This window comes from Stutzerimonas sp. S1 (assembly GCF_025966695.1).
In the GTDB taxonomy this organism is placed as follows: Bacteria; Pseudomonadota; Gammaproteobacteria; order Pseudomonadales; family Pseudomonadaceae; genus Stutzerimonas.
On the sequence record NZ_JAOEIY010000001.1, the window covers coordinates 66720 to 92062 of the forward strand.

24 protein-coding genes are annotated in these 25343 nt (G+C 66.4%); 10 read left to right on the forward strand and 14 right to left on the reverse strand.

Features of this window, described 5'->3' with window-relative positions; translation table 11 throughout:
* Window positions 1-110 precede the first annotated feature (110 nt).
* Window positions 111-1229: a hypothetical protein gene (locus N8H22_RS00265; RefSeq protein WP_264588641.1), complete on the forward strand. Its 1119-nt coding sequence runs from the start codon at window positions 111-113 to the stop codon at window positions 1227-1229.
* Between the two features lie 222 nt (window positions 1230-1451).
* Here N8H22_RS00265 and mta read toward each other — a convergent pair whose 3' ends face one another.
* Entirely contained in the window at window positions 1452-3098 is a 1647-nt protein-coding gene (mta, locus tag N8H22_RS00270) for a glucan 1,4-alpha-maltotetraohydrolase (RefSeq protein WP_264588642.1), read from the reverse strand.
* Between the two features lie 386 nt (window positions 3099-3484).
* Between mta and N8H22_RS00275 the strand changes: the two genes are divergently transcribed.
* Together N8H22_RS00275 and N8H22_RS00280 are read left to right on the forward strand one after the other, a co-directional pair.
* Window positions 3485-4777 (forward strand): maltoporin, encoded by a 1293-nt coding sequence (locus tag N8H22_RS00275; RefSeq protein WP_264588643.1) that lies wholly within the window; start codon window positions 3485-3487, stop codon window positions 4775-4777.
* Window positions 4778-4891: 114 nt separating this feature from the next.
* On the forward strand, window positions 4892-5815 hold the full coding sequence (locus tag N8H22_RS00280; RefSeq protein ID WP_264588644.1) for a MalM family protein: 924 nt from the start codon (window positions 4892-4894) through the stop codon (window positions 5813-5815).
* Window positions 5816-5882: 67 nt separating this feature from the next.
* On the opposite strand, the gene N8H22_RS00285 is transcribed toward N8H22_RS00280, so the two are convergent.
* The 6 genes from N8H22_RS00285 to zwf form a co-directional block, all read right to left on the reverse strand.
* Window positions 5883-6320 (reverse strand): CBS domain-containing protein, encoded by a 438-nt coding sequence (locus N8H22_RS00285; RefSeq protein WP_264588645.1) that lies wholly within the window; start codon window positions 6318-6320, stop codon window positions 5883-5885.
* Between the two features lie 150 nt (window positions 6321-6470).
* Window positions 6471-6791, reverse strand: coding sequence for a quaternary ammonium compound efflux SMR transporter SugE (sugE, locus tag N8H22_RS00290; RefSeq protein ID WP_102827762.1), 321 nt, complete (start codon window positions 6789-6791; stop codon window positions 6471-6473).
* Between the two features lie 220 nt (window positions 6792-7011).
* Entirely contained in the window at window positions 7012-8640 is a 1629-nt protein-coding gene (locus tag N8H22_RS00295; RefSeq protein ID WP_264588646.1) for an NADP-dependent glyceraldehyde-3-phosphate dehydrogenase, read from the reverse strand.
* Between the two features lie 67 nt (window positions 8641-8707).
* Window positions 8708-9445 carry a bifunctional 4-hydroxy-2-oxoglutarate aldolase/2-dehydro-3-deoxy-phosphogluconate aldolase gene (locus N8H22_RS00300; protein WP_264588647.1) on the reverse strand — a complete coding sequence of 246 codons (738 nt, stop codon included), beginning with the start codon at window positions 9443-9445 and terminating at the stop codon, window positions 8708-8710.
* A gap of 18 nt (window positions 9446-9463) precedes the next feature.
* Window positions 9464-10177 (reverse strand): 6-phosphogluconolactonase, encoded by a 714-nt coding sequence (gene pgl, locus N8H22_RS00305; RefSeq protein ID WP_264588648.1) that lies wholly within the window; start codon window positions 10175-10177, stop codon window positions 9464-9466.
* The gene (gene zwf / locus N8H22_RS00310) at window positions 10164-11633 is read right to left on the reverse strand and encodes a glucose-6-phosphate dehydrogenase (protein ID WP_264588649.1); all 1470 of its coding nucleotides are present in this window, start codon (window positions 11631-11633) and stop codon (window positions 10164-10166) included. The genes pgl and zwf overlap by 14 nt, the downstream gene beginning before the upstream one ends.
* A gap of 171 nt (window positions 11634-11804) precedes the next feature.
* Between zwf and N8H22_RS00315 the strand changes: the two genes are divergently transcribed.
* Window positions 11805-12674: a MurR/RpiR family transcriptional regulator gene (locus N8H22_RS00315; RefSeq protein ID WP_264588650.1), complete on the forward strand. Its 870-nt coding sequence runs from the start codon at window positions 11805-11807 to the stop codon at window positions 12672-12674.
* Between the two features lie 71 nt (window positions 12675-12745).
* Here the strand turns inward: N8H22_RS00315 and N8H22_RS00320 are convergent, their stop codons facing one another.
* From N8H22_RS00320 to mdtD, 4 genes are all read right to left on the reverse strand, one after another.
* Complete coding sequence (locus tag N8H22_RS00320; RefSeq protein WP_264588651.1) at window positions 12746-13705, reverse strand: glucokinase; 960 nt, start codon at window positions 13703-13705, stop codon at window positions 12746-12748.
* Window positions 13702-15528: a phosphogluconate dehydratase gene (edd, locus tag N8H22_RS00325; RefSeq protein ID WP_264588652.1), complete on the reverse strand. Its 1827-nt coding sequence runs from the start codon at window positions 15526-15528 to the stop codon at window positions 13702-13704. Before edd ends, N8H22_RS00320 begins: the two co-directional genes overlap by 4 nt.
* A 104-nt stretch (window positions 15529-15632) precedes the next feature.
* Entirely contained in the window at window positions 15633-15893 is a 261-nt protein-coding gene (locus tag N8H22_RS00330; RefSeq protein ID WP_264588653.1) for a hypothetical protein, read from the reverse strand.
* Between the two features lie 258 nt (window positions 15894-16151).
* Complete coding sequence (gene mdtD, locus N8H22_RS00335) at window positions 16152-17579, reverse strand: multidrug transporter subunit MdtD (RefSeq protein WP_264588654.1); 1428 nt, start codon at window positions 17577-17579, stop codon at window positions 16152-16154.
* Window positions 17580-17758: 179 nt separating this feature from the next.
* Between mdtD and N8H22_RS00340 the strand changes: the two genes are divergently transcribed.
* The 4 genes from N8H22_RS00340 to N8H22_RS00355 are packed head-to-tail and all read left to right on the forward strand — an operon-like array spanning window position 17759 to window position 20879.
* Window positions 17759-18292, forward strand: a complete 534-nt coding sequence (locus tag N8H22_RS00340; RefSeq protein ID WP_264588655.1) for an iron transporter — start codon at window positions 17759-17761, stop codon at window positions 18290-18292.
* Window positions 18293-18306: 14 nt separating this feature from the next.
* Entirely contained in the window at window positions 18307-18633 is a 327-nt protein-coding gene (locus N8H22_RS00345) for a cupredoxin domain-containing protein (RefSeq protein ID WP_264588656.1), read from the forward strand.
* A gap of 15 nt (window positions 18634-18648) precedes the next feature.
* Entirely contained in the window at window positions 18649-19506 is an 858-nt protein-coding gene (locus tag N8H22_RS00350) for an FTR1 family protein (protein ID WP_264588657.1), read from the forward strand.
* Window positions 19503-20879: a 4Fe-4S binding protein gene (locus N8H22_RS00355; RefSeq protein ID WP_264588658.1), complete on the forward strand. Its 1377-nt coding sequence runs from the start codon at window positions 19503-19505 to the stop codon at window positions 20877-20879. Before N8H22_RS00350 ends, N8H22_RS00355 begins: the two co-directional genes overlap by 4 nt.
* Before the next feature lie 78 nt (window positions 20880-20957).
* On the opposite strand, the gene N8H22_RS00360 is transcribed toward N8H22_RS00355, so the two are convergent.
* From N8H22_RS00360 to N8H22_RS00370, 3 genes are all read right to left on the reverse strand, one after another.
* On the reverse strand, window positions 20958-21653 hold the full coding sequence (locus tag N8H22_RS00360; protein WP_264588659.1) for an anaerobic ribonucleoside-triphosphate reductase activating protein: 696 nt from the start codon (window positions 21651-21653) through the stop codon (window positions 20958-20960).
* Window positions 21650-21805 carry an anaerobic ribonucleoside-triphosphate reductase gene (nrdD, locus tag N8H22_RS00365; RefSeq protein WP_043297960.1) on the reverse strand — a complete coding sequence of 52 codons (156 nt, stop codon included), beginning with the start codon at window positions 21803-21805 and terminating at the stop codon, window positions 21650-21652. The genes N8H22_RS00360 and nrdD overlap by 4 nt, the downstream gene beginning before the upstream one ends.
* A 76-nt stretch (window positions 21806-21881) precedes the next feature.
* A complete protein-coding gene (locus N8H22_RS00370) occupies window positions 21882-23876 on the reverse strand; it encodes a ribonucleoside triphosphate reductase (protein WP_264589310.1) in 1995 nt (664 codons plus the stop codon).
* Window positions 23877-24132: 256 nt separating this feature from the next.
* Between N8H22_RS00370 and N8H22_RS00375 the strand changes: the two genes are divergently transcribed.
* Both N8H22_RS00375 and N8H22_RS00380 read left to right on the forward strand, forming a co-directional pair.
* Window positions 24133-24810: a Crp/Fnr family transcriptional regulator gene (locus N8H22_RS00375; protein ID WP_264588660.1), complete on the forward strand. Its 678-nt coding sequence runs from the start codon at window positions 24133-24135 to the stop codon at window positions 24808-24810.
* A gap of 97 nt (window positions 24811-24907) precedes the next feature.
* On the forward strand, window positions 24908-25321 hold the full coding sequence (locus N8H22_RS00380) for a putative zinc-binding protein (protein ID WP_264588661.1): 414 nt from the start codon (window positions 24908-24910) through the stop codon (window positions 25319-25321).
* Window positions 25322-25343: the final 22 nt, after the last annotated feature.

The window sequence follows — 25343 nt, forward strand, 5'->3', positions numbered from 1 at the left end:
CATGCCCGTGCGGCGTTTGTCGCTCGTTGCGTCAGGCGTGCACTTGGCACAGACAGCAGCCACCGCGACGAAGTGCCCGAAGCCGGTCGGCGCGGCGAGGAGTTCCGCCGATGAGCACGGCCTCCCTGAACGCCTCGGCACGGCGCCAGGCTCAGCTCGCCTTTCTCGCCAGCGGCACCGAGTATCGTCTGGGCCGCGCCGAGGATTGCCCGCTGCCACCGGAACAGCTGGCCGCGATCACGGGCGATGAGCCCTGGGTGCGTGCGTGCCTCGATGATGGGCTGACCGCTCGCGTCTACCGCATCCGGCTGGATGGCCGCGATTGGGCGCTCAAGGTCGCCCGCCGCCCCTGTCGGGTGCAGAACCCCGACGGCCAGACGAGCTTTCTCAACGAACTGCAGCGCCGCCGCGACCTTACCCGCTTGATGCGCACGCCGGAACAGGCCGAGCGTCTGGCCGGTATCGTGCCGACGCAGTACGCCTCACTGCAGCAGGGCATCATCCTCTCGCCCTGGGTCGAAGGCCGGCGCATCGAGCGCTGGGACGAGCGTCAGTTGCTGGAGCTGTTCGCCCTGCTGGTCGCCCTGCTACTGGGTGGGCTGTTCGAATGGGACCTGGCCGCCGGCAACACGCTGGACGACGGGCGCATCCGCCTGTTCGATTTCGGCTACCTCTACCCCTTCGACCCGCTGCGCCAGTACAACAGCGACGGCCTCGCCTCGCCGGGTTTCCACGTCGCCGAACGCTTCGAGACGCGGCAGCTGTTCGCCTGCCTGCTACGGCTGGAACAGGAAAGCGAGACGCAGGCACTGGCCGATTTCGCGCTGGAAAAACGCATCGCGCTGGAGGCCTACCAGCGCCTGCATCGGGAACTCGCCACCCGAGGTGCCAGCCAGGGAGTGCTGGCCTGGCTGGCCGACATCATGCGTCGCTGGCGCACGGCGCTGACCGGCAATCTGGGGGCGCTGTACCTGCAGGAGGCCTGGCGCTCGCACTGGCTGGATGTGAAGGACGACCTCAGCGGGCAGAGCTGTACGCCGCTGACCTTGCAGCGCCTGGCCTGGCTCAGAGACAAAGCCACCAGCCAGCGTGCCGAGCTGCTCGCCGGCGGGGCGCTGGCCAACGAACGACAGCCCGACCGCGAAGCGCTGCTCGACGACCTGCGCCAGGCCGAAGCGCAGGCGATTCGCTGGCAACTGGCCGATCTGCGGAGCGCCGAAGGGGTGTGAGCGGTGCGCAGATTGCGCCCGGGCGGGAAGGTATTGCGGCGGTGGGCTGAAGCCCTCCCTTCGACGCTACGATGAAGCCATCTCCTGTAGGGTGGGCTTCAGTCCACCACAACGGCCCCAGAAACAGCCGCGACCTCATCCACAACCCGCCGCTGCGCTCATGAGGCCAACAAAAAAAGCCCGCCTCCTATCGGCGAGGCGGGCCATCGCTACCGCTTAAGGCTAGAACCGCCCGGCCGTGGTGGCACCTTCGCTCGGCGTCAGGCTGTTGTTCGCCCCGCTCTGCCATTGCCGCACCTGGGTGGCGTTGGCCTCGTTGCGGATCAGGCATTTCCATTCCACCGGCTGCCCGGCCGGCACGGCAATACGGCCCTTCCAGGTCGGGTAGGCGCTGGTGTCGGTCAGGCGCACCGCCGATGCCGGGCTCCAGTTGCCGAGCTGGCTGACGTTGCCCGCCGCGTAGACGCTGTCGCCGGGTTGCGTCACGCCGTTGTCGCAGCGGAAATTCACATTGACCAGCGCGCCGGGTTCACCGCCACCGCTGCCCGTGCCGCTGCGCCAGACGCGCACCTGGCCGTCGCTGGCGTTGACCGCCTCGCTGAAGCTGCCGCTGGCGACCTGGCCGGGGTTGGCCAGATCGGAGTTGAGCGCCACCACCAGGGTCTGCTGGCTGCCGCTGACGGTGGCGACGAGGCCGCTGTAGCCGCTGTGGAAGCTGATCGCCGAATCGGCACGCACGCCGGCGGCGCGCCGCACCTGAATCAGCTGGCGGATGAAGTCGCCGTAGCCCCAGTCGTACATGTGCGACCAGTACACCACCGGCGTGCCCGGGCTGGTCAGAATGTAGGCGTAGGCCTGGCGGATCAGCCCGTCCTGCAGCGCCCAGTGGTGCTGGCCACCGTTCTGCCCGGGCGAATAGCCGGTGTCGTGGTTGTCGACAAAGGTCACCGCCACCTCGCGCCAGCGCGGGTCGGGGTTGCCGTTAAGGCCATGCTTCCAGTCGGCGACCGAGCCGTTCTGCATGCGCTCCTTGAGCGCGAAGTCGAACACCGGGCACTTGGCCCGGTCCGACCAGTCCTTGATGATCTGCTGCCAGCTGGCGGTGTTGCGCCAGTCCCAGCTCGGATATTCAGAAGGGCCTTTCCACAGCTCGCCAACGCAGAAGCTGCTGTCGGCGCTGTCGCTCATCCAGCTGTCGACCCGTTCGGGCGCATAGCCGCGAACGAAGTCGAAGCGGAAGCCGCCGGCGCCGTAGCCGCTGCGCAGGTTGGCAAGCTCGTCGCGAAACATGACGTAGATCTGCGGATGGCCGGTGTTCAGGTCCGACTCGCCGCCGATGAAGCGGTCACCGTCATCGCAGTCGTTGGGGTAGTTGCCCGGGTCGGCGCAGTCGTTGCGCCAGAAGCCCTGGCCGGCCGGCAGGTTGATCTCCTTGTCCGGGTAGCCGCGGTTCATGTGATTGGGCACCACATCGTAGAGCACTTTCACCCCGGCGCCGCCGAGCGCGCCGGCGGCCTGGCGCAGCTGGGCGTCGCTGCCGTAGCGGCCGTTCTTGTTGAAGTCATGCCAGAAGTAACCCTCGCCGCCGCCGGACTTGCCGCCGTCGGTCCAGCTGGAGAAGTCACGCCAGGGCACCGGCATCCAGATTGCCGAGAAGCCGTCCGCGGCGATCGTCGAGGCCTGCTGGCGAAGGATGTTGTACCAGTCGTTGGGCGCTTCGCGGACGACGTTCCAGTGGAAGCCCTGGAGGATGATTTCGTCGCCGCCGTGGTAGCGCACGCCGGCCGGGCTCTTGCCGGCCTGGTCAGCGAGGGCGGGGAACGGCAGCAGGATCGCCGCCAATACGGCGGCACGTAGGGTCTGGCTCATCGCAATACTCCGGTTCTTGTGCTTGTTCGCGGGTATCCGGCAACGGACTGCCGAATAAGGATGAACGCCGGTCGCACCTTCGACCGACCTGGGCAGCCTGCCCCTGCACGCCCCGGCCACCAACCTCCCCCGCCCAGTTGCAGGCGGCGTAGTGGCCAGGCCGAAGGCCCCTGGCAATCATCTGCGCCCTGCCGGGCGTAGCCCCGCCCCGGGGATTACGCCGCACTCATCCTGATTACGCCCTCGAGCTGCGCCAGCGAAATCTCTGGGCGGGAGGATGCCGCCAGCGGAGCCATCCCCGAGGCTTTCGCCACCGAGCTGCGCCCTGCGACACGCAGCGAAGGCGTGATCGATTCGGCATTAACAAGAAAAACAAGGACCTCGTCATGAAGCACACCGCGCACCCCCTGTTCGTCCTCAAACCCGCCTGCCTGCTTGCCGCCCTGCTGGTCGGCGGCCCGGCCCTGGCGGTCGATTTCCACGGTTATCTGCGTTCGGGCGTCGGCGCCACGGCCGGCGGCGGCGACCAGGCCTGCTTCCAGGCCGCCGGTGCACCGGCGAAATATCGCCTGGGCAACGAATGCGAAACCTACGCCGAGATCGGCCTCGGCCAGGAGGTGTGGAGCGAAGGCAACCGCAGCTTCTACGTCGATAGCATGATCGCCTACCGCTCCGACCAGGGTAACGACTGGGAAGCCACCGGCACCGACACCAATGGCGGCGAGAACAACCCCTTCGACGAGGCCGGCACCACCTCCATCCGCCAGTTCAACGTGGTCGGCAAGAACCTCATCCCGAGCCTGCCGGGCGCGGCGATCTGGGCCGGCAAGCGCTACTACAAGCGCCACGACGTGCACATCAACGACTACTACTACTGGGACGTCTCCGGCCCCGGCGCCGGCATCGAGGACATCGACCTGGGCTTCGCCAAGGCCAGCGTGGCGTGGATCCGCAACACCGACGGCGACTGGGTCTACCAGGGCTCGGGTACCGGCACCAATCTGGCCAACGACACCCTCGACTTCCGCCTTGGCGAGATCGACGTCAACCCGGGCGGCAAGCTGGAGATCGGCTACGACTACGGCAAGGCCAACCTCACCGACGAGCAGGAACGCGACCCCGGCTACGAGGACCAGAAGGGTCATCTGGTCACCCTCGAACACACCCAGAGCGACTGGTTCGGCGGCTACAACAAGCTCGCCCTGCAGTACGGCACCGACGGCATCATCGGCAGCAGCGGGCGCAACAGCACCGGTAACAGCGACGGCAAGATGTTCCGCCTGGTCAACCAGGGCGTGATCGGCCTGAGCGACAACATCGAGATGATGTACGTGCAGATCTACGAGGACCGCGACTTCGACAACGACTCCGGGCAGACCTGGGCCAGCTTCGGCGTGCGCCCGGTGTACAAGTGGAGCGAGGTGATGAGCACCGCGCTGGAGTTCGGCTATGACCGCGTCGATCCGCAGGCCGACGGCGAACGCACCCGCGACCTGAAGAAGCTCACTCTGGCCCAGCAGTGGTCGGCCGGCAACAGCTTCTGGGCGCGCCCGCAGATCCGCGTGTTCGCCACCTACGCGCAGTGGGACGGCGGCCGTTACCAGGCGGCCAGCGAATCCATCGATGCCGGCGACGACGACGGCATCACCTTCGGCGTGCAGGCCGAGGCCTGGTGGTAAACCGCACCGACTGAACGCCGTTAAGCAACGGCAGCCTTTCCGCTCCCACCGTCCAGACGGTGCCTTTTGCCCCGGCTCTGGCAGGTCGGGGCATTTTTTATCCGGAGAACCGCCATGCATCCTTTATCTCTTCTCGCCGCCGGGCTGATCGCCCTGGCGCTCGCCGGCTGCGGCAGCGAGCCGCTGCGCCGGGTCGACGCCCTCGCCGCCAGCCCTGCGCCGCTGCAAGGCTCGGTCGAACAGGCGCGCGCCGCACTGGCCGCCGCACCGATCTGCTGCAGCGGTGTCGACCGGTTGCCGTTCGAGCCGCTCGAAGCCGGTTTCGCCGGCGACGTGCTGATCGACACCCAGGCGCCGGCCTACCGCTTCGAGACCGGCAAGAGCTTCCTGCGCGCCTTCAAGCTACCGGCCGGCGGCCCGTCATTCGAAATCCGTCTCTACAGCCAGGCCGGCAGCAGCGTACTGGCACCCAACGCCATGCTGCTCGACAGCCGCATGCGCCCGACCCGCCTGCTGGATGCCGACGACTTCGTCTACGTTCCGCCAACCGGGCTCAAGGGCGACAGCCTGGACGCACGCCTGCGCATCGACCGTTCGCAGCCGGAGCACCCGGGCAACGAGCGCTACCTGATCCTCTACACCAGCGAGGCGCAGATGGCCGGCCAGACCACGCTCGAACACCCGGCCAAGGCCTATGCCAAGGCGCTGGGCAACGAACCGCCGAGCATCCCCGACCCGGTGGCGCAGCACTCGCCAGTAGGCGTGATCAAGCTGGTGATGATCCCCGACAGCGCCGCCGGTTCAACCGCCAAGGGCTATGTGCCGGGTTACAGCATCGGCCAGGAAATGGGCAACGAACTGCCCGTCGCGCCGGCCCCCGCGGTGCTGCCGGAGACTTCGGCCTACTACCGCCAGGCGATCGACGCCGCGCTGGCGCAGAAGGATCTGGAACGCGCGTTGCGTCTGGCCGACGAAGCGGCACGGGTAGGCGACAGCACGGCGAAGCAGCACCTGCTCGAACGCATCGAGATTCGCTGATCGGTCAGTCGTCGCCGGCTGGGTAACGGTGCAAGGGCCACAGCCGCCTGCGGCTGTGGCCTGACGTTCATTCGCCGCGGATGTACTGTTCGAGCTGCTGGATCAGGCTGTCCTGTTCGGCCATGGTTTCCTTGACCACGTCACCGATCGACAGCAGGCCGACGGTGCGGCCCTGGTCCAGCACTGGCAGGTGGCGCAGGTGCTTGTCGGTCATGATCTCCATGCACTCGCGGATGCTCTGGCGCGGCTCCACCGTGACCACCTTGGTCGTCATGATGGCGCTGACCGGGGTGACGAACGAGGAGCGCCCCTGAAGCACCATCTTGCGCGCGTAGTCACGCTCACTGACGATTCCCACCAGCCGTCCCGAGGCATCGGCGACTGGCAGTGCACCGACGTTTTTCGCGGCCATCAGCTTGAGCGCGTCGAACACCGAATCCTCGGGAGCGATCGTCACGATGCCCTGTGTCTGCTTGGCACCAATCACCTGCGCAACCGTTTTCATGGGACAGCTCCTTCTTGTTGGTTTTGACGGAAATGCGGCCCAGGGCATCTCCACGTCGAGCAAGCCGAAAGCAGAACATATAGCGTGGCCGCGAACGCAGCAAAGCGTTTCAGCCGGCGCATGAGCAAGCCTGTAATTGCTTCCGGCGAGTCAGGCGCTCAGCTTCAGGCCGACCAGCCCGGCGAGCAGCAACAGCGCGCTGAGCAGTCGCGCTGGCGAGGCACTTTCGCCAAAGATGACGATGCCCAACGCCACGGTGCCCAACGCACCGATGCCGACCCATATCGCGTAGGCCGTACCGACCGGCAGCACCTGCATGGCGCGGGCGAGGAGGAAGAAGCTGCCAGCCATCGCCAACACGGTGAGCACACTGGGCAGCGGACGGGTGAAACCTTCGGAAGCCTTGAGGCCAATGGCCCAGCCTACTTCCAGAAGGCCGGCAATGATCAGCATGATCCAGGCCGAATGCATGAGGATGACTCCATCAACGGCAGGGTCGTCCCCGCATGATCCGACACACCAGCGGGTCGTCCCGCGGCGAATGCGACCCTAGCACACAGCGCACCCTTGGGCAGCCACCGCAGCGTCCGCCGACGGATCGAATCCACGCGCGCACTGGGTGCGTCATCGCTCCGTGTAGGGTGGAAAACTGCGAAGCATTTTCCACCCTTGCTGGGCGAGGCCGACGCCGTCAGAAGATGTAGTCGGTGGTCAGGAAGCTCGACTGGCGGTCCCGAATGATCCGGTCGACCAGCTCCTTGTTGCCTTCGTTGAAGCGCGTCGCCACCAGGGTACGGATGGAGAACACGCGCAGGGCGTCATGTACCGACAGCGTGCCCTCGGCGGAATTCTTGCGACCATTGAACGGATAGCTGTCCGGTCCGCGCTGGCACTGGGCGTTGATGTTGATGCGCCCGACCTGGTTGACGAAGGCATCCACCAGCCGGCCTACCTGCGCCGGGTCGTTGCCGAAGATCGACAGCTGCTGGCCATAGTCGGAGGCGGTGACGTAGTCGATCACCTCCTGCAGGTCGCGGTAGGGCACCACCGGCACCAGCGGGCCGAACTGCTCTTCGTGATAGACACGCATCGTCGAATCGACCGGGCTCAGCACCGCCGGCTGGAAGAAGCTCTGGTGCGACTCGCCACCGCCGGCGTTGATCACCCGCGCGCCCTTGGCCACGGCGTCTTCCAGCACCGCATGCAGATAATCAGTCTTGCCCGGCTCGGGCAGCGGCGTCAGCGCGACGCCGGGCTCCCAGGGCATGCCCGGCTTGAGCGCGTTGACGCGAGCGGCGAAGCGTTCGAGAAAGCCATCGAGCACCGCCTCATGCACGAAGAGGATCTTCAATGCCGTGCAACGCTGGCCGTTGAACGACAGCGCGCCGGTCACGGCCTCTTCCACGGCATTGTCCAGATCGACCTCCGGCAGGACGATGCCCGGGTTCTTCGCGTCCAGCCCCAGCGCGGCGCGCAGGCGGTGCGGACGCGGGTGCAGTTTCTTCAGGTCGGCGGCGCCCTTGTGCGTGCCGATGAAGGCGAACACGTCGATCTTGCCGCTGGCCATCAGCGCGCTGACCGTCTCGCGACCACGGCCGTAGATGACGTTGATGACCCCGGCCGGGAAGCTGTCGCGGAAGGCCTCGAGCAGCGGGCGGATCAGCAGCACGCCGAACTTGGCCGGCTTGAACACCACCGTGTTGCCCATGATCAGCGCCGGGATCAGCGTGGTGAAGGTCTCGTTGAGTGGATAGTTGTACGGCCCCATGCACAGCGCCACCCCCATCGGCACGCGGCGGATCTGGCCGAGGGTGCCCTGCTCCAGCTCGAAGCGGCTGGAGCTACGGTCCAGCTCCTTCAGTGCGTGGATGGTGTCGACGATGTAATCGCAGGTGCGATCGAACTCCTTCTCGGAGTCCTTGAGGTTCTTGCCGATCTCCCACATCAGCAGCTTGACCACCGCGTCGCGCTGTTCGCGCATGCGCGCCAGAAAGCGCTCGACATGGGCAATGCGCTCGGCCACGCGCATGGTCGGCCAGGCACCGCGACCGTAGTCATAGGCGGCGACAGCGGCGTCCAGCGCACGCAGCGCGGCGTCGGCATCCAGCAGCGGCGTACTGCCAAGGACTACCTGGCGCTCGCCGCCGTCCGCCTCACGCAGGAACACCGGGCTGCGTAACTCGGCCAAAGGACCGTCCCAGTTCATCAGCTCGCCATTGACCAGATAATCGCGCTGCGTAACCGGTACATCCGGACGATAGGCCTCGGGAATCTCATCCAGACGGGGGAAAAGCTCGGCAAGCGGGCGCGCGGTAGTCATGGAACCTCCAGTAGCGAAGCGGGGCGATCGCGGCAGGCCCCACGCCCACCGCGACGGGTCGGACGGATTACAGCTCGCGCTGTTCGGCACGCTCGGCGCGCAGGTCGAAGTCGCGCGGCAGTTCGGCTGCCGGCGCGCTGTCCAGCGCCTGCAGGGCCTCGCGCGTGGCGCTTTCGATGGCGGCCCAGTCGCCGGCGCGTACGGCCTTGGCGTCGACCATCCAGGTGCCACCGACGCACATCACATTGGACTGCGCCAGGTAGTCCCGGGCGTTGCGCGCGTTGATGCCACCGGTCGGGCAGAAACGGATATTGCCGAACGGCCCACCCAGCGCCTTGAGCGCGGCGACGCCGCCACAGACCTCGGCTGGGAACAGCTTGAAGCGGCGATAACCCAGGGCGTAGCCGAGCATGATTTCCGAGGCGCTGGCCACGCCCGGCAGCAGCGGCAACGGGCTGTGCAGCGCGGCATCCAGCAGTTCGCCGGTGCTGCCCGGAGAGACGATGAACTGCGCCCCGGCAGCCTCGGCCTGCTCGAGCATGGCGGCATCCAGCACGGTGCCGGCACCGACGATCAGTTCGGGGCGCTGCTCGCGCAGCAGGCGGATGGCGCTCAGACCCAGCGCCGAGCGCAGGGTGATTTCCAGCACCTTGAGGCCACCGGCGGCCAGGGCGTCGGCCAGCGGCAGGATGTCCGCCTCGCGCTCGATGGTGATCACCGGCAGGATGCGTGCGGCACTGCACCACTGGTCGATCAGGGCGATCTTGTCGGTCATGCTGGCGGCGCGGGTTTGGCTAGATGTCATGGCAGATTCCTTGCGCCCTCACGGGCACCAGTAGATTTCGAGGGGACGGGCGAGGAAGGCGCGGATCGGCATCGCTTCATAGGATTCGCCGGCCAGGGCCTGGTTGAGCGTGGCCAGCTTGCCCGGGCCGTGCAGGGCGAGCAGGGTCAGCCGCGCGTTGGCCAGCAACGCCAGGCTCATGCTCAAACGCTGGCGCGGCACGCTCGGCGCCTGCATCGGCAGACAGCGCCGCGTACCACGCGGGTCGAGCGCCGCTTCTAGGTTCGGGCTGTCGGGGAACAGCGAGGCGGTGTGGCCGTCCTCGCCCATGCCCAGCACCAGCACGTCGATCGGCGGCAGTTCGGCCAGCACAGCATCGGCGCGCTCAGCCGCCTCGTCGAGACTGGCCGCGCTCTGATAAAGGCCGATCAGCCGTGCCGCGGCAGCCGGCCCCTGCAACAGGTGTTGGCGTACCAGCCCTTCATTGCTGTCCGGATGACTGACTGGCACCCAGCGCTCGTCGGCCATGCTGACGGTGACCTTGGCCCAGTCCAGCTCCTGCTGCGCGAGGCGCTCGAAGAAGGCGATCGGGCTGCGGCCGCCGGAGACCACCAGGGTCGCCGCACCGCGCTCGGCGATCGCACTGCGCACGGCGTTGCTCACGGTCAGCGCCAGTTCGCCGGCCAACTGGTCGGCGTTGCCGAGGCTGAAACCGAGGGTCTGCACCGGCAGATCGAGGTTAGAGATCGTCATACCAACTCCTGCCGTCACGGCTGATCAGGGCAATCGAGGCAGCCGGTCCCCAGCTGCCTGCTGTGTAGGGTTTGGGAGGGGCGCCGACGCGCTGCCAGCCGTCGATCAGCTGGTCGCACCACTTCCAGGCGTATTCGATTTCGTCCTTGCGCACGAAGAGGTTCTGGTTGCCCTTCATCACTTCCAGCAGCAGACGCTCGTAGGCGTCGGGGATGCGCGGGCTCTTGTAGGTTTCCGAGAAGTTCAGCTGCAGCGGCCCGCTGCGCAGCTGCATGCCCTTGTCCAGGCCCTGGTCCTTGGTCATCACCAGCAACGAGATGCCCTCCTGCGGCTGCAGGCGGATGATCAGTTTGTTGCCGATCAGCTGGCGCTGCTCCGGGGCGAAGATGTAATGCGGCGGCGCCTTGAAGTGGATGACGATCTGCGACAGCTTCTGCGGCATGCGCTTGCCGGTACGCAGGTAGAACGGCACGCCGGCCCAGCGCCAGTTGCAGATGTCCGCGCGCAGGGCGACGAAGGTCTCGGTGTCGCTCTGGGTGTTGGAGTTTTCCTCCTCCAGATAGCCCGGCACCTGGCGCCCGAGGATGCTGCCGGCCACGTACTGCCCGCGCACCAGCTGCTGGCCGAGCTGCTCCGGCGCGATGGGCGCCAGCGCCTTGAGCACCTTGACCTTCTCGTCGCGGATGCTGTCGGCGGAGAGGTCGCTGGGCGGGTCCATGGCGATCAGGCAGAGCAGCTGCAGCAGGTGGTTCTGGATCATGTCGCGCAGCTGGCCGGCCTGGTCGAAGTAGCCCCAGCGGCCTTCGATGCCAACGGTTTCGGCGACGGTGATCTCCACATGGGAGATGTGGTTCTGGTTCCACTGGGTCTCGAACAGGCTGTTGGCGAAACGCAGGGCGATCAGGTTCTGCACCGTGTCCTTGCCCAGGTAGTGATCGATGCGGTAGGTGCGGTCTTCCGGGAAGAAGCGCGCCACCGCGTCGTTCACTTCGCGGGATGACTCCAGGTCATGGCCGATGGGTTTTTCCAGCACCACGCGGGTGCGCTCGGCCAGCCCCGCCTCGGCCAGCCCGGCGCAGATCGCACCGTAGACGGACGCCGGAGTGGCGAAGAAGGCAACAATGCGCTCGGCCTGGCCGGCCTTGTCCGCCAGCGCGGCGAAATCTCCGGTGCGGCGAAAATCCATGCTCAGGTAGTCCAGCCGGGCCAGGAAGCGCTGCAGCACGATCTCGTCGAGCTCGCGTTCGGCCACATGCCGACGCAGGTGCTCGGCGATCAGCGCCAGATGCGTGGCCGGCTCGCCGCCGTCGCGGGCCAGACCGAGGATGCGGGTGTCCTCCGGCAGCAGGCCGGCACGATCGAGCTGATAAAGCGCGGGGAACAGCTTGCGCAGGGCCAGGTCACCGAGGGCGCCGAACAGCGCCAGGGTGCAGGGTTCGACAGATAGTGGCGTCATGATGTTTGTTCTTCTACTAAAACTGCCCTATGAATACACGGCGATGCTCGGTTATTCAAGTTCAATGTAGTAATAAAAACAACATTTACCGCAGATTTAGATACCTGTGGCCGCTGCGCACCACCCTCAGTAGGATAGGCCACCCCTTTGGCAAGCCGCATCAGGACCGACATGGACCGCGTACACAACCTGCTCGAGCAGATCCAGCGCCGCCTCGAAGACCTCAACAAGGCCGAGCGCAAGGTCGCCGAAGTCATCCTGCGCAACCCGCAGCAGGCCACCCGTTTCAGCATCGCCACCCTGGCGCAGACCGCACAGGTCAGCGAGCCGACAGTGAATCGCTTCTGCCGCTCGTTCGGCGTCAGCGGTTATCCGGAACTGAAGATGCAGCTGGCGCAGAGCCTGGCCAGCGGCGCCGCCTACGTCAGCCAGGCGGTAGAGCCGGACGACGGCCCGGCGGAATACACCCGCAAGATCTTCGGCTCGGCCATCGCCTCGCTGGACAGCGCCTGCCAGAGCCTCGACCCGCAGCTGGTCAGCCGCGCCGTGGACCTGATGATCCAGGCCCGGCAGATCCACTTCTTCGGCCTTGGCGCCTCGGCCTCGGTGGCGCTGGATGCGCAGCACAAGTTCTTCCGTTTCAACCTGGCGGTGACCGCGCATTCGGACGTACTGATGCAGCGCATGCTGGCCTCGGTGGCGCATACCGGCGATCTGTTCGTGATCATTTCCTATACCGGGCGCACCCGCGAACTGGTGGAGGTGGCGCGCGTCGCCCGACAGAACGGCGCCTCGGTACTCGGCCTGACCGCCGCCGGCTCGCCGCTGGCACAAGCCAGCACGCTGAGCCTGAACATTCCGCTACCCGAGGACACGGACATCTACATGCCGATGACCTCGCGCATCATCCAGCTCACCGTGCTCGACGTGCTCGCCACCGGCATGACCCTGCGCCGCGGCGTGGATTTCCAGCCGCATCTGCGCAAGGTGAAGGAAAGCCTGAATGCCAGCCGCTACCCGGCGGACGAAGAGCCGAGCTAAGGGAACGGAACCAGCACGAACGCGGGATGTTGCTATAACAACATCCCGCCATCACACCCCGACATAACCCGTCAGCGTGCCAGCGCCTGCTCCAGCGCCACCCCGGCGCCCTCCAGCCCCGGAAACTCAGCAGTCACCAGCCACACCGGCACATCGCCGAGATAGCCGCTCATGCAGCCCTTGCTGGTAAAGCCGCGGGCGAAACCACTGGCCGCGAAGAAATCGGCGAAACGCGGCACCACGCCACCGACGATATACACCCCGCCCCGCGCACCGAGCGTGAGCACGTTGTTGCCGGCGACGCGGCCGAGCCACACGCAGAACTGCTCCAGGGTCGCCACCGCGACATGATCGCCAGCCAGCGCCGCCGCCGTGACTTCAGCCGGCGACGTCAGCTGCGGCGTCAAACCGGCCAGGGCGCAGATCGCCCGATAGAGCAGCAACAGGCCGCCACCACTGAGCACGTCCTCGGCACGCACATGGCCAAGCTGCGCGAAGAGCATCTGCCACAGCGCCGCTTCGTGTGCATCCGCCACCGGCAGATCGACGTGCCCGCCCTCCCCCGGCAACGCACGCCAACTACCACCATCCAAGGGCATCAACGCGGCAACCCCCAGCCCGGTGCCCGGCCCGATGACCAGCGCCGGCGCGTCGGGCTCGGCGACGCCGGGGCGGATCGTCCGCCGCTCCGCCCCGCTGACCCGGGTCATGCCCAGCGCCATCGCGGCGAAATCGTTGATCAGCAGCAGCTCATCCAGCTGCAGCGCACCGCAGAAGTCGCGCCGCGACAGCCGCCAGTGATTGTTGGTGAAGGTGAACTGCTCGCCCTTGACCGGCCCGGCACAGGCCAGGCACGCCGCACCGACGCCGCCCGGCGCCAGACCGAGCGAAGCCAGGTAATGTTCGACTGCCTGTTCCGGCGTGACGAAATCCGCCGCCGCCAGCACTTGCACCGCCTCCAGCCGCGAGTCGCGCCACAGCGCGAAGCGCGCGTTGGTGCCGCCGATATCCCCGACCAGCGCCAGCCTCATCGCAGCGCCTCCAACCCGGCGGTGAACACACTGGCGCCCTGCTCGGCGGAGCTGAACGCCGCGCGCATGAAGCCGAACAGCTCGCGGCCGCAGCCCTGCACACCTGCGGCCGGCGCCGCTGCCGGCGATCGGTCGGCCAGCTCGGCGGCATCGACCAGCACCTCAAGCGTGCCGCTCTGCCCATCCACGCGCAGCAGATCGCCGTCGCGCACGCGCGCCAGCGGTCCGCCGTCGATCGCCTCCGGGCACACATGGATCGCCGCCGGCACCTTGCCCGACGCCCCGGACATGCGCCCGTCGGTGACCAGCGCGACCTTGAAGCCGCGATCCTGCAGCACACCGAGATAGGGCGTCAGCTTGTGCAGTTCCGGCATGCCATTGGCGCGCGGCCCCTGAAAACGCACCACCGCGACGAAATCACGCTCCAGTTCGCCGGCCTTGAACGCCTCCACCAGCTCCAGCTGATCGGCAAAGACCCGCGCCGGCGCTTCCACCACGCGATGCTCGGGCGCCACGGCGGACACCTTCATCACCCCGCGCCCGAGATTGCCACTCATCACCCGCAGCCCGCCTTCAGCCGAGAACGGCCGCGCCACGGGGCGCAGGATGCTCTCGTCCAGACTCGTCGCTGCACCGTCCCGCCAGGTCAGCCGGCCGTCTTCGAGGAAGGGTTCCTGCGCGTAGCGCCTGAGCCCGCGCCCCATCACGGTCTGCACATCCTCGTGCAGCAGGCCGGCATCGAGCAGCTCGCGCACCAGCAGCGCGACGCCGCCCGCGGCATGGAAGTGATTGATGTCGGCTGAACCATTGGGATAGACCCGCGCCAGCGTCGGCACCACCTCGGAGAGGTCGGCCATGTCCTGCCAGGTCAGCTGGATGCCCGCCGCCTGGGCGATGGCCGGCATGTGCAGGGTGTGATTGGTCGAGCCGCCGGTGGCATGCAACGCGACGATGGCGTTGACCAATACGCGCTCGTCGACGAGCTCACCGAGCGGCGTGAAGCTGCCGCCCTGTGGCGTCAGTCGAGTGACCTGCCGCGCGGCCTCGGCGGTCAGCGCATCGCGCAATGGCGTGCCCGGGTTGACGAAGGAGGAGCCGGGCAGATGCAGACCCATCACTTCCATCAGCATCTGGTTGGTGTTGGCGGTGCCGTAGAAGGTGCAGGTGCCGGGGCTGTGGTAGGCCTGCATCTCCGCGGCGAGCAGTTCGTCGCGACTGGCCTTGCCTTCGGCGTAGCGCTGGCGCACCGCGGCCTTGTCCTTGTTGGCCAGCCCGGAGGGCATCGGCCCGGCCGGCACGAACACCGCCGGCAGATGACCGAAGCGCAGCGCACCGATCAGCAGCCCGGGGACGATCTTGTCGCAGATGCCGAGCAGCAGCGCCCCATCGAATAGGTTGTGCGACAGCGCCACCGCGGTGCTCATGGCGATCACCTCGCGACTGGCAATGGCCAGCTCCATGCCCGGCTCGCCCTGGGTGACGCCATCACACATCGCCGGCACACCGCCCGCCACCTGCCCCACCGAACCGATCTCGCGCAGCGCCTGGCGCAGACGCTCGGGATAATCCTCGTAGGGCTGATGCGCCGAGAGCATGTCGTTGTAGGCGGTGACGATGGCGATGTTGGCGGCATCGGGCAGGCGCAGGCGCTGCTTGTCCTGCGCGCCGCAACCGGCGACGCCGTGGGCGAAGTTCGCGCACTGGGCGCCGCTGCGCGCCGGCCCCGCCTCCGCCGCCCCACGAATCAGCGCCAGATAGCGCTCACGGGTTGGGCGACTGCGGGCGATCAAGCGCTCGGTAACGGCGAGGACACGAGGGTGCATGCGGCTGACTCCAGATCATTTTTGTTGGTTTTATACCAACCGAAGTCGTCGCTAACAATACAAAAGCCGCCACAAACAACAAATATATTGTTTTTATAACAAGATCAGCGATTGATCAGTTCAAGCTGCCGACGCAGTTGCGCCGCATGTGCCTTCTCCGCACGCAGCCCCGCGAAGAACTCGGCCTTCTCACGCTCAAGGCGCTCGATGATCGCGCCGATGTTCAGCAGCAGTTCGCGCAACACCCGCAACTCGCTCTGCTGCCGGCGATAGCCGAACCCGAGTGCGCAGAGCGCGATCAGCGCTACCAGCACCATACACAGCGACACTCCCATCACCAGCCAGGACATGCTCAGCGCATTCATATCTCCACTCCTTGTGCATTGGCAAAACGCCATGATTCGAGCGGAAAGATATGTAACGTTAGAAGACAGGTCGATAATGTTTACTTGAACAGGTAAAGGAATGCAGCAGGTTATCCGCGCGCTGGCCTGCCAACAGGCAACAGCCCTGGCGGCCGCAACCCGCCGGACCACGCTGGCTGGAGGCCTGAGCGCGCCCGCAGTGGCGCCGCGCGGATATGTCAGGAAACTGGGCAGATGAACTACCGCCGCGGTGCGGGGCTAGTCGCCCATCGGCATCGCGCCGCGCCCCTCGCGGGGCTGACTGCCGTCATGTCGACCCAGCTGCAGGAAAATACTCGCGGCCAGCAAGGCCATGCCGCCGATACAGAGGAAGGTCAGCCGGAAGGCCGGCAACACCTCGACACCCTGCGCCCCGGGCACGGTGAATCCGCCAAGCAGCGCACCGGCTGCCGCCACGCCGAGACTCATCGACAGTTGCACCACCACCGAGAGCAAGCTGTTGCCGCTGCTGGCGTTGGCGTTGCTGAGACCGACCAGCGTGACGGTGTTCATCGCGGTGAACTGCATCGAATTGACCATGCCGATCAGGCTCAGATGCAGCAGCAGAAGCAGCTGGGAGGTATCGGCATCCACCGTGGCCAGGCTGCCGATCAGCAGGCCCAGCAGCACGGTGTTGCCGAGCAGGATGTGTCGATAGCCAAAGCGATCGATCAACCCCTTGGCCATTGGCTTGACCAGCATCGCCCCCAGCGCCAGCGGAATCATGGTCATCCCCGCCTGCGCTGGCGAGTAGCCCAACGCCACCTGCAGCAGCAGCGGCAGCAGGAACGGCAGCGCGCCGCTGCCCAGCCGGGCGAACAGGTTGCCGAAGATCCCGACGGCGAAGCTGCGCGTATGGAACAGCCTCGGACTGAACAGCGGCGCATCGATGCGCCCGGCGCGCAACCAGTATGCCGCCAGGCAGGCCGCGCCGCCGAACAGCAGCAACAGCACCCGCGCGTGCGGCATGCGCAATTCGCCGAGCCCCTCCAGAGCGATGGTAATCAGCACCATCGCGGTACCGAACAGCAGGAAGCCGAGGCTATCGAAGCGCACCCGCTTGTCCGTCTTGAAATCGGGCATGAAACGGAATGCTGCGATGCAACCGACCAGCCCCACCGGCAGGTTGATCAGGAAGATCCAGTGCCAGGAGGCGTACTGCACCAGCCAGCCACCGAGCGTCGGCCCGAGCAGCGGCCCGACCATTCCTGGCAGGGCAATGAAGGTCATCACCCGCACGAACTCGCTGCGCGGAAAGGCGCGCAGCACCACCAGTCGCCCCACCGGCAGCATCAGCGCACCGCCGAGCGCCTGGATCACCCGCGCGGCTACCAGCTGGTTGAAGCTGGTCGACAGCGCGCACAACAGCGAACCGAGGGTGAACAGCAAAATCGCCGAGAAGAAGATGCGGCGCGTGCCGAAGCGGTCGGCGATCCAGCCGGACGCTGGAATCAGCAACGCCACGGTGAGCATGTAGGCGATCACCACGCCCTGCATGCGCAGCGGATCCTCGGCCAGGTCGCGGGCCATCGCCGGCAGCGCAGTATTGAGGATGGTGCCGTCCAGCGTCTGCATGAAAAAGGCGATGGCGACCAGCCAGGGCAGTACGCGGGCGGAGCGGGCATCCAGTACGGCAGTTGATGACATGGGGGCCCCTGAAGCGAAAAGTGCACCATCTTAGAGGATTCGCCCGCACAGGGTTCGCCGACGAAGGGGCGAGCGGGCATTTGCAACTGACTATTTCAGAGATTCTTGACGCGAATCATTAGCATTAAATATCGCAAGGAGGATGCTTGCTTCGACCTTCCCACCTTCGGAGTTTTCCCATGCGCATCCCCGCTACCCTGGCCGCCACCGCCCTGCTGCTCACTCCACTCGCCCAGGCGAAGGAATACCCCATCGGTGAACCGCAGCACTGCGGCGGCATGGAAGTCGGTGCGGTGTATCTGCAACCGGTGGAGATGGACCCGCCGGGCATGATGCGCGCCGCCGCCGAATCCGACGTCCACCTGGAAGCCGACATATCCGCCACCGAGGACAATCGCAACGGCTGGCAGGAAGGCAGTTTCGTGCCCTACCTGAGCATCCACTACAGCCTGCGCAAGAAGGGCTCCGATGAAGTGGTCGAAGGCGATTTCCACCCGATGGTCGCCAACGACGGTCCGCACTACGGTGACAACGTCAAGCTGCTCGGCCCGGGCAAGTATCAGCTGACCTTCAAGATCCTGCCGCCGGGCAAGGGCCACAACATGTTCGGCCGCCACGTCGACAAGGAAACCGGCGTGCAGCCCTGGTTCGAAGGCTGCCAGCTGAACTACGAGTTCACCTACGCCGGCATCGGCAAGAAAGGCGGTTATTGAAGCGGAGTACTCCCATGCGCACCTTCCTGCTCCGCGCCCTGCTGCTCGCCGGATTCGCCGGTGGCGCACAGGCCGCCCTGCCCACCTATGAGCTGACCATCCGCGACGGCCATTTCGAACCCGCGTCGATCGAAGTGCCGGCGCGCCAGCGTTTCAAGATCGTGGTGCACAACGCCGGCAGCGGTCCGACCGAGTTCGAGAGCACACCGCTGCGGGTGGAGAAGGTGCTGTCGCCGGGTGTGACGTCGTTCGTCGTGATCCATCCGCTGAAGCCGGGTCGTTATCCGTTCTTCGATGAATTCCACATGGACCTTCCCGAAGGCGAGATCATCGCCAGGTAGTGCAGGAGAGCTGGCATGGGCCAATCAATGTTCATCGTCTGGCGCGAGAGCGTCGAGGCACTGCTGGTCATCGGCATCCTGCATGCGTGGTTGCGCCAGCAGCCGGGCGCGGGCCACGCGCTGCGCATGCTCTGGGGCGGCGTCGCGGCCGGCCTGGGGCTGGCGGTCGCGCTGGGCTGGGGCGTGCTGCGCGCCGGCGACTGGCTGGCCGGCAGCGGCGGCGAGTGGTTCCAGTGCGGCATGCTGCTGGTGGCGAGCATGCTGATCCTGCACATGGTCGGCTGGATGCATCACCACGGCCGCACGCTCAAGAGCAGCCTGCAGAACAGCGCGGCGCAGAAGCTCAGCCAGGGCAGCGGCTTCGGCCTGCTGCTGCTCGCCATGCTTGCGGTCGGGCGCGAGGGCAGCGAAACGGTAGTGTTCCTCTACGGCATCGGCAACCAGCAGCAGGGCCACGACCTCACCGGTTTCATCATCGGTGGCGTGCTCGGCTTCGTGCTTGCGCTGCTCAGCTACGCCGCACTGCAGGCCGGCAGTCGGTACTTTTCCTGGCGGCGCTTCTTCCAGGTCAGCGAGGCGTTGTTGCTGCTGCTGGGCAGCGCGCTGCTGATGGCCGGTCTGGATCGCTTCAGCGGCCAGCTGATGGGGATGGATGTGCCGGAGCAGTTCTACAGCTTCTTCGGCGATCCGCTATGGGATACCTCGGCCTGGCTGGATGACGATGGCGCGCTGGGCGGCACGATCGCCGGACTCACCGGTTACCGTGCCATGCCGTCGCTGGCGGCGGCGCTGACCATGCTGGCGTACTGGCTGGCCGTGTGGGCCTGGCTGCGACCGGCGACGCCCGCACCGCTGGCAGTGAGGCCGGCATGATCGCCCAGACGCCCTGGCTGGCACGCGCCGGCGATGCCCTGCGCCGCCACGCCGCGGCGATCCGGACGGTGCAGTGGCTGGTGGTCGGTTTCTACCTGGTGCTACTGGTGATCCCCGCCCTGTTGCCATTGCCGCCGGCTCAGGCAGGCATGCTCGACAACCTGACGCTGCTGGCACAGTTCGTCTTCTGGGGCCTGTGGTGGCCGTTCGTGCTGCTGTCGATGGTGCTGTTCGGCCGGTTATGGTGCGGTGTGCTCTGCCCGGAAGGCTCGCTCAGCGAGTGGATCAGCTGGCGCGGGCTCGGCAAGGGCACACCGCGCTGGATTCGCTGGGGCGGCTGGCCGACCATCGCCTTCATCCTCACCACCGTCTATGGCCAGCTGATCAGCGTCTACGATTACGCCCAGGCCGCGCTACTGATCCTGGGAGGCTCCACCGTCGCGGCGATGTTGGTGGGTTACCTCTATGGCCGCGGCAAGCGCGTCTGGTGCCGCTACCTGTGCCCGGTCAGCGGGGTATTCTCGCTGCTTGCCCGGCTCGCCCCGCTGCACTACAAGGTCGACGAACAGCGCTGGCTCGCCAACAACGGTCCGCACCTGCCACCGCCGAACTGCGCACCGCTGCTGGACATCCGCCGCATGCAGGGCGCCAGCGATTGCCATGCCTGCGGTCGCTGCAGCGGCCAACGCGGCGCCGTGCAGCTCAGCGCGCGCTCGCCGAATCAGGAAATCCTCATCGTCGGCAGCCTGCCGCAGCACAGCCACTGGGACAGCACCCTGCTGCTGTTCGGCGTAATCGGCCTGGCAATGGGCGCCTTCCAGTGGACGGTCAGCCCCTGGTTCATCGCCCTGAAACAGACTGCCGCCGAATGGCTGGTCGATCGCGAGCTGTTCTGGCCGCTGGAAGCCGATGCACCCTGGTGGCTGCTGACGCATTATCCGCAGCTCAACGACGCCTTCAGCTGGCTCGACGGCGCAGCCATTCTCACCTACATCGGCGCCGCCGCGCTGCTGCTCGGCGGCGCGCTGTGGCTGCTGGTGCGGGCCGCCGTACGTCTGATGGGACGCAGCGGCAACGTCTTCCATCATCTGGCGCTGAGCCTGACACCGCTGGGCGGTGCCGGGCTGTTCCTCGGCCTATCCGCCACCACCGTGAAGCTGCTGCGTTACGAGGGACTGGTGCTGGCCTGGGTCCAGCCAGCGCGTGCGCTGCTGCTGATCGGAGCGATCGTCTGGAGCCTGTATCTGGCCTGGAACGTCATCGGTCACCATGGCGCCAATGGCCTGCGCCGCCTGCTGGCGTTCGCCTGCATCAGCACCGGATGCGCGCTGGTGGGCTATGGCTGGTGGCTGCAATTCTGGGGCTGGAGCTGAGGTTTCAGCGACATCCGGTGAGCTGAAGGCCATGCGCGCCCGAGTCGGTCGGGCGCGCCGCATCAGTCCGCGCCATCGCTATCCGCGCAACACAAACGAAGGAAACAGCCGATCCAGTCGCTCCCATAAGCGCTGCTGGTCATAGGGCGCACGGCTGTCGGCAAGGCTGTCATCAAGCATGTGCGCGGTGCGCACGCACTGTACGGCGAAGCGCTCGACACCCAGCCGACGCAGGCGCTGGGCCATGTCCCACAGCGTATCGGCGTCGAACAGCTGCCAGTGCACGGTGGTCCGGCACTCATGCTCGACGCCGCTTTCCAGCAGGTGTTCGAGACTGGTCCAGTTGGCCTTGCCACTGCCATCCACGCCGGTGATCGCGGTGCTCTGCTCGGGTAGCGCCTTGACGTCGAAACCGACCCAGTCCACCAGCGGCAGCACCTGACGAAACAGCTTCGGCTTGATCCCGGCACTGTGCAGGCCGACCTTGTAGCCCAGCGCCCGCACCTGGGCGATGGCCTCCGGTAGCGCGGTCTGCAGGGTCGGTTCGCCACCGCTGAACACCACCGCCTCGAGCAGGCCGATGCGCTGCTCGAGGAACGCGAGAATCTCAGGCCACGGCTTTTCCTCGCCGCCGCAGGCGGGGATCAGCTGCGGGTTGTGGCAGTAGCGGCAGCGCCAGCCGCAGCCCTGGCAGAACAGTACGCAGGCCAGATGATCAGGGAAATCCAGAGTGGTCAGGGGCACCAGGCCCCCGACACGCAGCGCTGCGGTCACCGCGCCGCCGCTTCGGTGAAATGCAGGCGCTCGCGGTGCTCGGACTGCTTGCCCGGATTGAACGCCGCGACCGGGCGGTGATAGCCCATCACGCGGGTCCAGACTTCACAACGCTGGCGTTGCTCCTGGGGCAATTGGCTGGCTTGGCTCATGGTGCTTCTCCTTACTTGCTGGGGTGTGAGTATGCAGCGCCGCACCATGCGGAGCCGCGGGGCATGGGGTCGCAGTTCAGGCGGGCAATGCCGCTTCGGCGCGCTGCTTGTGCAGCAGGGCCTCGTCGCACTTGGGGCAGAACTCGTGCTCGCCGGCCAGGTAGCCGTGCACCGGGCAGATCGAGAAGGTCGGCGTCACCGTCAGGTACGGCAGGCGGAAACGCGACAGGGCGTTGCGCACCAGCTTCTTGCAGGCTTCGGTGGAGGAAATCTGCTCGGCCATGTACAGGTGCAGCACGGTGCCGCCGGTGTACTTGGTCTGCAGCTCGTCCTGCAGCGCCAGTGCCTCGAAGGGATCGTCGGTGAAGCCCACCGGCAGCTGCGAGGAGTTGGTGTAGTACGGCGCCTCGGCCGAGCCGGCCTGGAGGATGTCCGGGAAGCGCTTGCGGTCTTCCTTGGCGAAGCGGTAGGTGGTGCCCTCGGCGGGCGTCGCCTCGAGGTTGTAGAGGTGGCCGGTGGCTTCCTGGAACTGCACCAGCCGCGCGCGGACATGGTCGAGCAGCTCCACGGCCAGCGCGCGGCCGGCCGCTGTGTGCATGCCCTCGCTGTCGTCGGTGAAGTTGCGCACCATCTCGTGCAGGCCGTTCACGCCGATGGTGGAGAAGTGATTGCGCAGCGTGCCGAGGTAGCGTTTGGTGTACGGGTAGAGTCCGGCATCCATGTGATGCTGGATCACCTTGCGCTTGACCTCGAGGCTCTGCCGCGCCATGTCCAGCAGCGCGTCCAGATGCTCGAGCAGCGCTGACTTGTCGCCGGCGTGCAGATAGCCCAGCCGCGCGCAGTTGATGGTCACCACGCCGAGCGAGCCGGTCTGCTCGGCCGAACCGAACAGCCCGCCGCCGCGCTTGAGCAACTCGCGCACGTCCAGTTGCAGGCGACAGCACATCGAGCGCACCTGGTTGGGCTGCATGTCCGAGTTGAGGAAATTCTGGAAGTACGGCAGGCCGTAACGCGCGGTCATCTCGAACAGGCGCTCGGCGTTCTCGCTGTCCCAAGGGAAATCGTGGGTGATGTTGTAGGTCGGAATCGGGAAGGTGAACACCCGGCCGAGACCGTCGCCGGCCTGCATGACTTCTATATAGGCGCGGTTGATCAGCTCCATCTCCGCCTGCAGCTCGCCGTAGGCGAAGGGCATCTCCTCGCCGCCGATATAGGGGATCTGCTCGCGCAGGTCCTCGGGGCAGACCCAGTCGAAGGTCAGGTTGGTGAACGGTGTCTGCGTGCCCCAGCGCGACGGCACGTTGAGATTGTAGATGAACTCCTGGATCGCCTGACGCACCTCGTCAAAACCGAGGTTGTCCTTACGCACGAAGGGCGCGAGATAGGTATCGAAGCTGCTGAACGCCTGCGCGCCGGCCCACTCGTTCTGCAGCGTGCCGAGAAAGTTGACCATCTGCCCCAGCGCGCTGGACAGGTGCTTCGGCGGACCGGCCTCGACCCGTCCGGGAATGCCGTTGAAGCCCTCGTTGAGCAGCGTGCGCAGCGACCAGCCGGCGCAGTAGCCGGCGAGCATGTCCAGGTCATGGATGTGCAGATCGCCGTCGCGGTGGGCGCGGCCAATCTCCGGGCTGTAGACCTCGTCCAGCCAGTAGTTGGCGGTCACCTTGCCGGAGACGTTGAGGATCAACCCGCCCAGCGAATAGCCCTGGTTGGCGTTGGCACGCACCCGCCAGTCCTCGCGCGAGAGGTATTCGTTCATCGACGCGGCGACGTCGACGATGGCCTTGCGGTCGCGCCGCAGGCGGCCGTGCCGCTCGCGGTAGACGATATAGGCCCGCGCAGTGTCGAAGTAGCCGGCCTCCATCAGCGTTTGCTCGACTCGGTCCTGCACCTGCTCGACATCGACTTCCGGCAACGCCGCCAGCTGTCGCTGCACGGCATCGGCCAATGCCCGGGCCGTGGTTGCACCGAACTCGCCGGTCGCTTCGCCCGCCGCCTCGATGGCCCGGCTGATCTTGTCCAGCTCGAAATCGACCTGCCGCCCGTCCCGCTTGCGCAGCCTCATCGGCATCCTTCCACCCTGCTCGCTCATTAGACCTCCGATCACTACATGTAGTTATCAATGGCGCGACAACCACTAGATGCTGTGAATCTACGGGCTATCCCCTGGAAGCAAATTGACCATCATCAAGACCGGACAAAGACTTGGGGAGTGGCGGGCGGAGCGCCCCGCCGCTCCAACTTGTCCATGGTCAAGGAAATCGGACCGGCCGACCTCCTAGGATGCAGCCTCGAACCATCCCGGCCTCGGTGTCGGGGGAGGAACCATGCTTACCGAACCGTCCCTAATCGCAGCGTTGCGCCGCCACCATCTGTTCAGCCGCCTGCCGGAGGCCGCGATGCAGGAGGTCTGTGCGTCGGCCAACCTGAAACGCCTGCCGGCAGGCGCCTCGCTGTTTCATCAGGGTGACAAGGCCGATCGCTTCTATTTCCTCTTCAGCGGGCAGATCAAGCTGCACCGGGTGATCTGCGATGGACAGGAAAAGCTGGTGGAAGTGATGCGCCCGGGCGAGTCGTTCGCCGAAGCATTGCTGTTTCGCGGCATGCCGCTGTACCCGGTCAGCGCCACCGCGCTGAAGGCCAGCCTGGTCGCCAGCCTGAACGGTCCGCAATACCGGCGCATGCTGGAAGAGCACCCGGGAATCTGTCTGGAAATTCTCGCCACGCTGAGTGTGCGCCTGCACCAGCGCATGGGCGAGATCGATACCCTCACGCTGGCCAATGCCAGCCGCCGCGTGGTGCGCTTTCTCACCCAGGCGCAGAACGACGACAGTGGCGTGATCATGCTCGACGTGCCCAAGCGTCTGATCGCCTCGAAGCTGGGCATCCAGCCGGAAACCTTTTCGCGCATCCTGCACCGGCTGGTGGAGTCCGGAACCATCGCCGTACAGCGACGACGCATCGAGATCCTCGACAGCCGCGGACTGGCAGCCTACGACGAATAGCCTGCGGCCGATCGCCTCAGGGGTCTTGATTGCAATCAACGCCGTTCGCGCCTGCGGACGCGATACTGCCCACCGTTTCAAGCCGCGGGAGGATTTCATGACCAAGCCAAGCACTCAGCCACTGGTGTATTCCTGCTCGGGCTGCTCCAACGTGGCACAGATGGCCAACACGCTGGCAGTGCGCCTCGACCGCGCCGGCCTGGCGGAGATGTCCTGCATCGCCGGCGTCGGCGGCCGCGTGGAAGCGCTGGTGAAGAAAGCCCATTCCGGCCGGCCGATCCTGGCCATCGACGGCTGTCCGCTGCACTGCGCGCGCGCCTGCCTGGCCCAGCACGGCGTCACCCCGGACGTGCATATCACCCTCAGCAGCTACGGCTTGCGCAAGCGCTACCGGCAGGACTGCAGCGAGGAAGAAGTCAGTGCGCTGTTCGAGGACATGAAGAGCATCATCGCCAGCGATCGCATGCAGCCACGTGCTCCTCGCTCCACGCCGCAGGCGGTCTCCGGCTGAGCCGACCGCCGCGCTCGCGCAA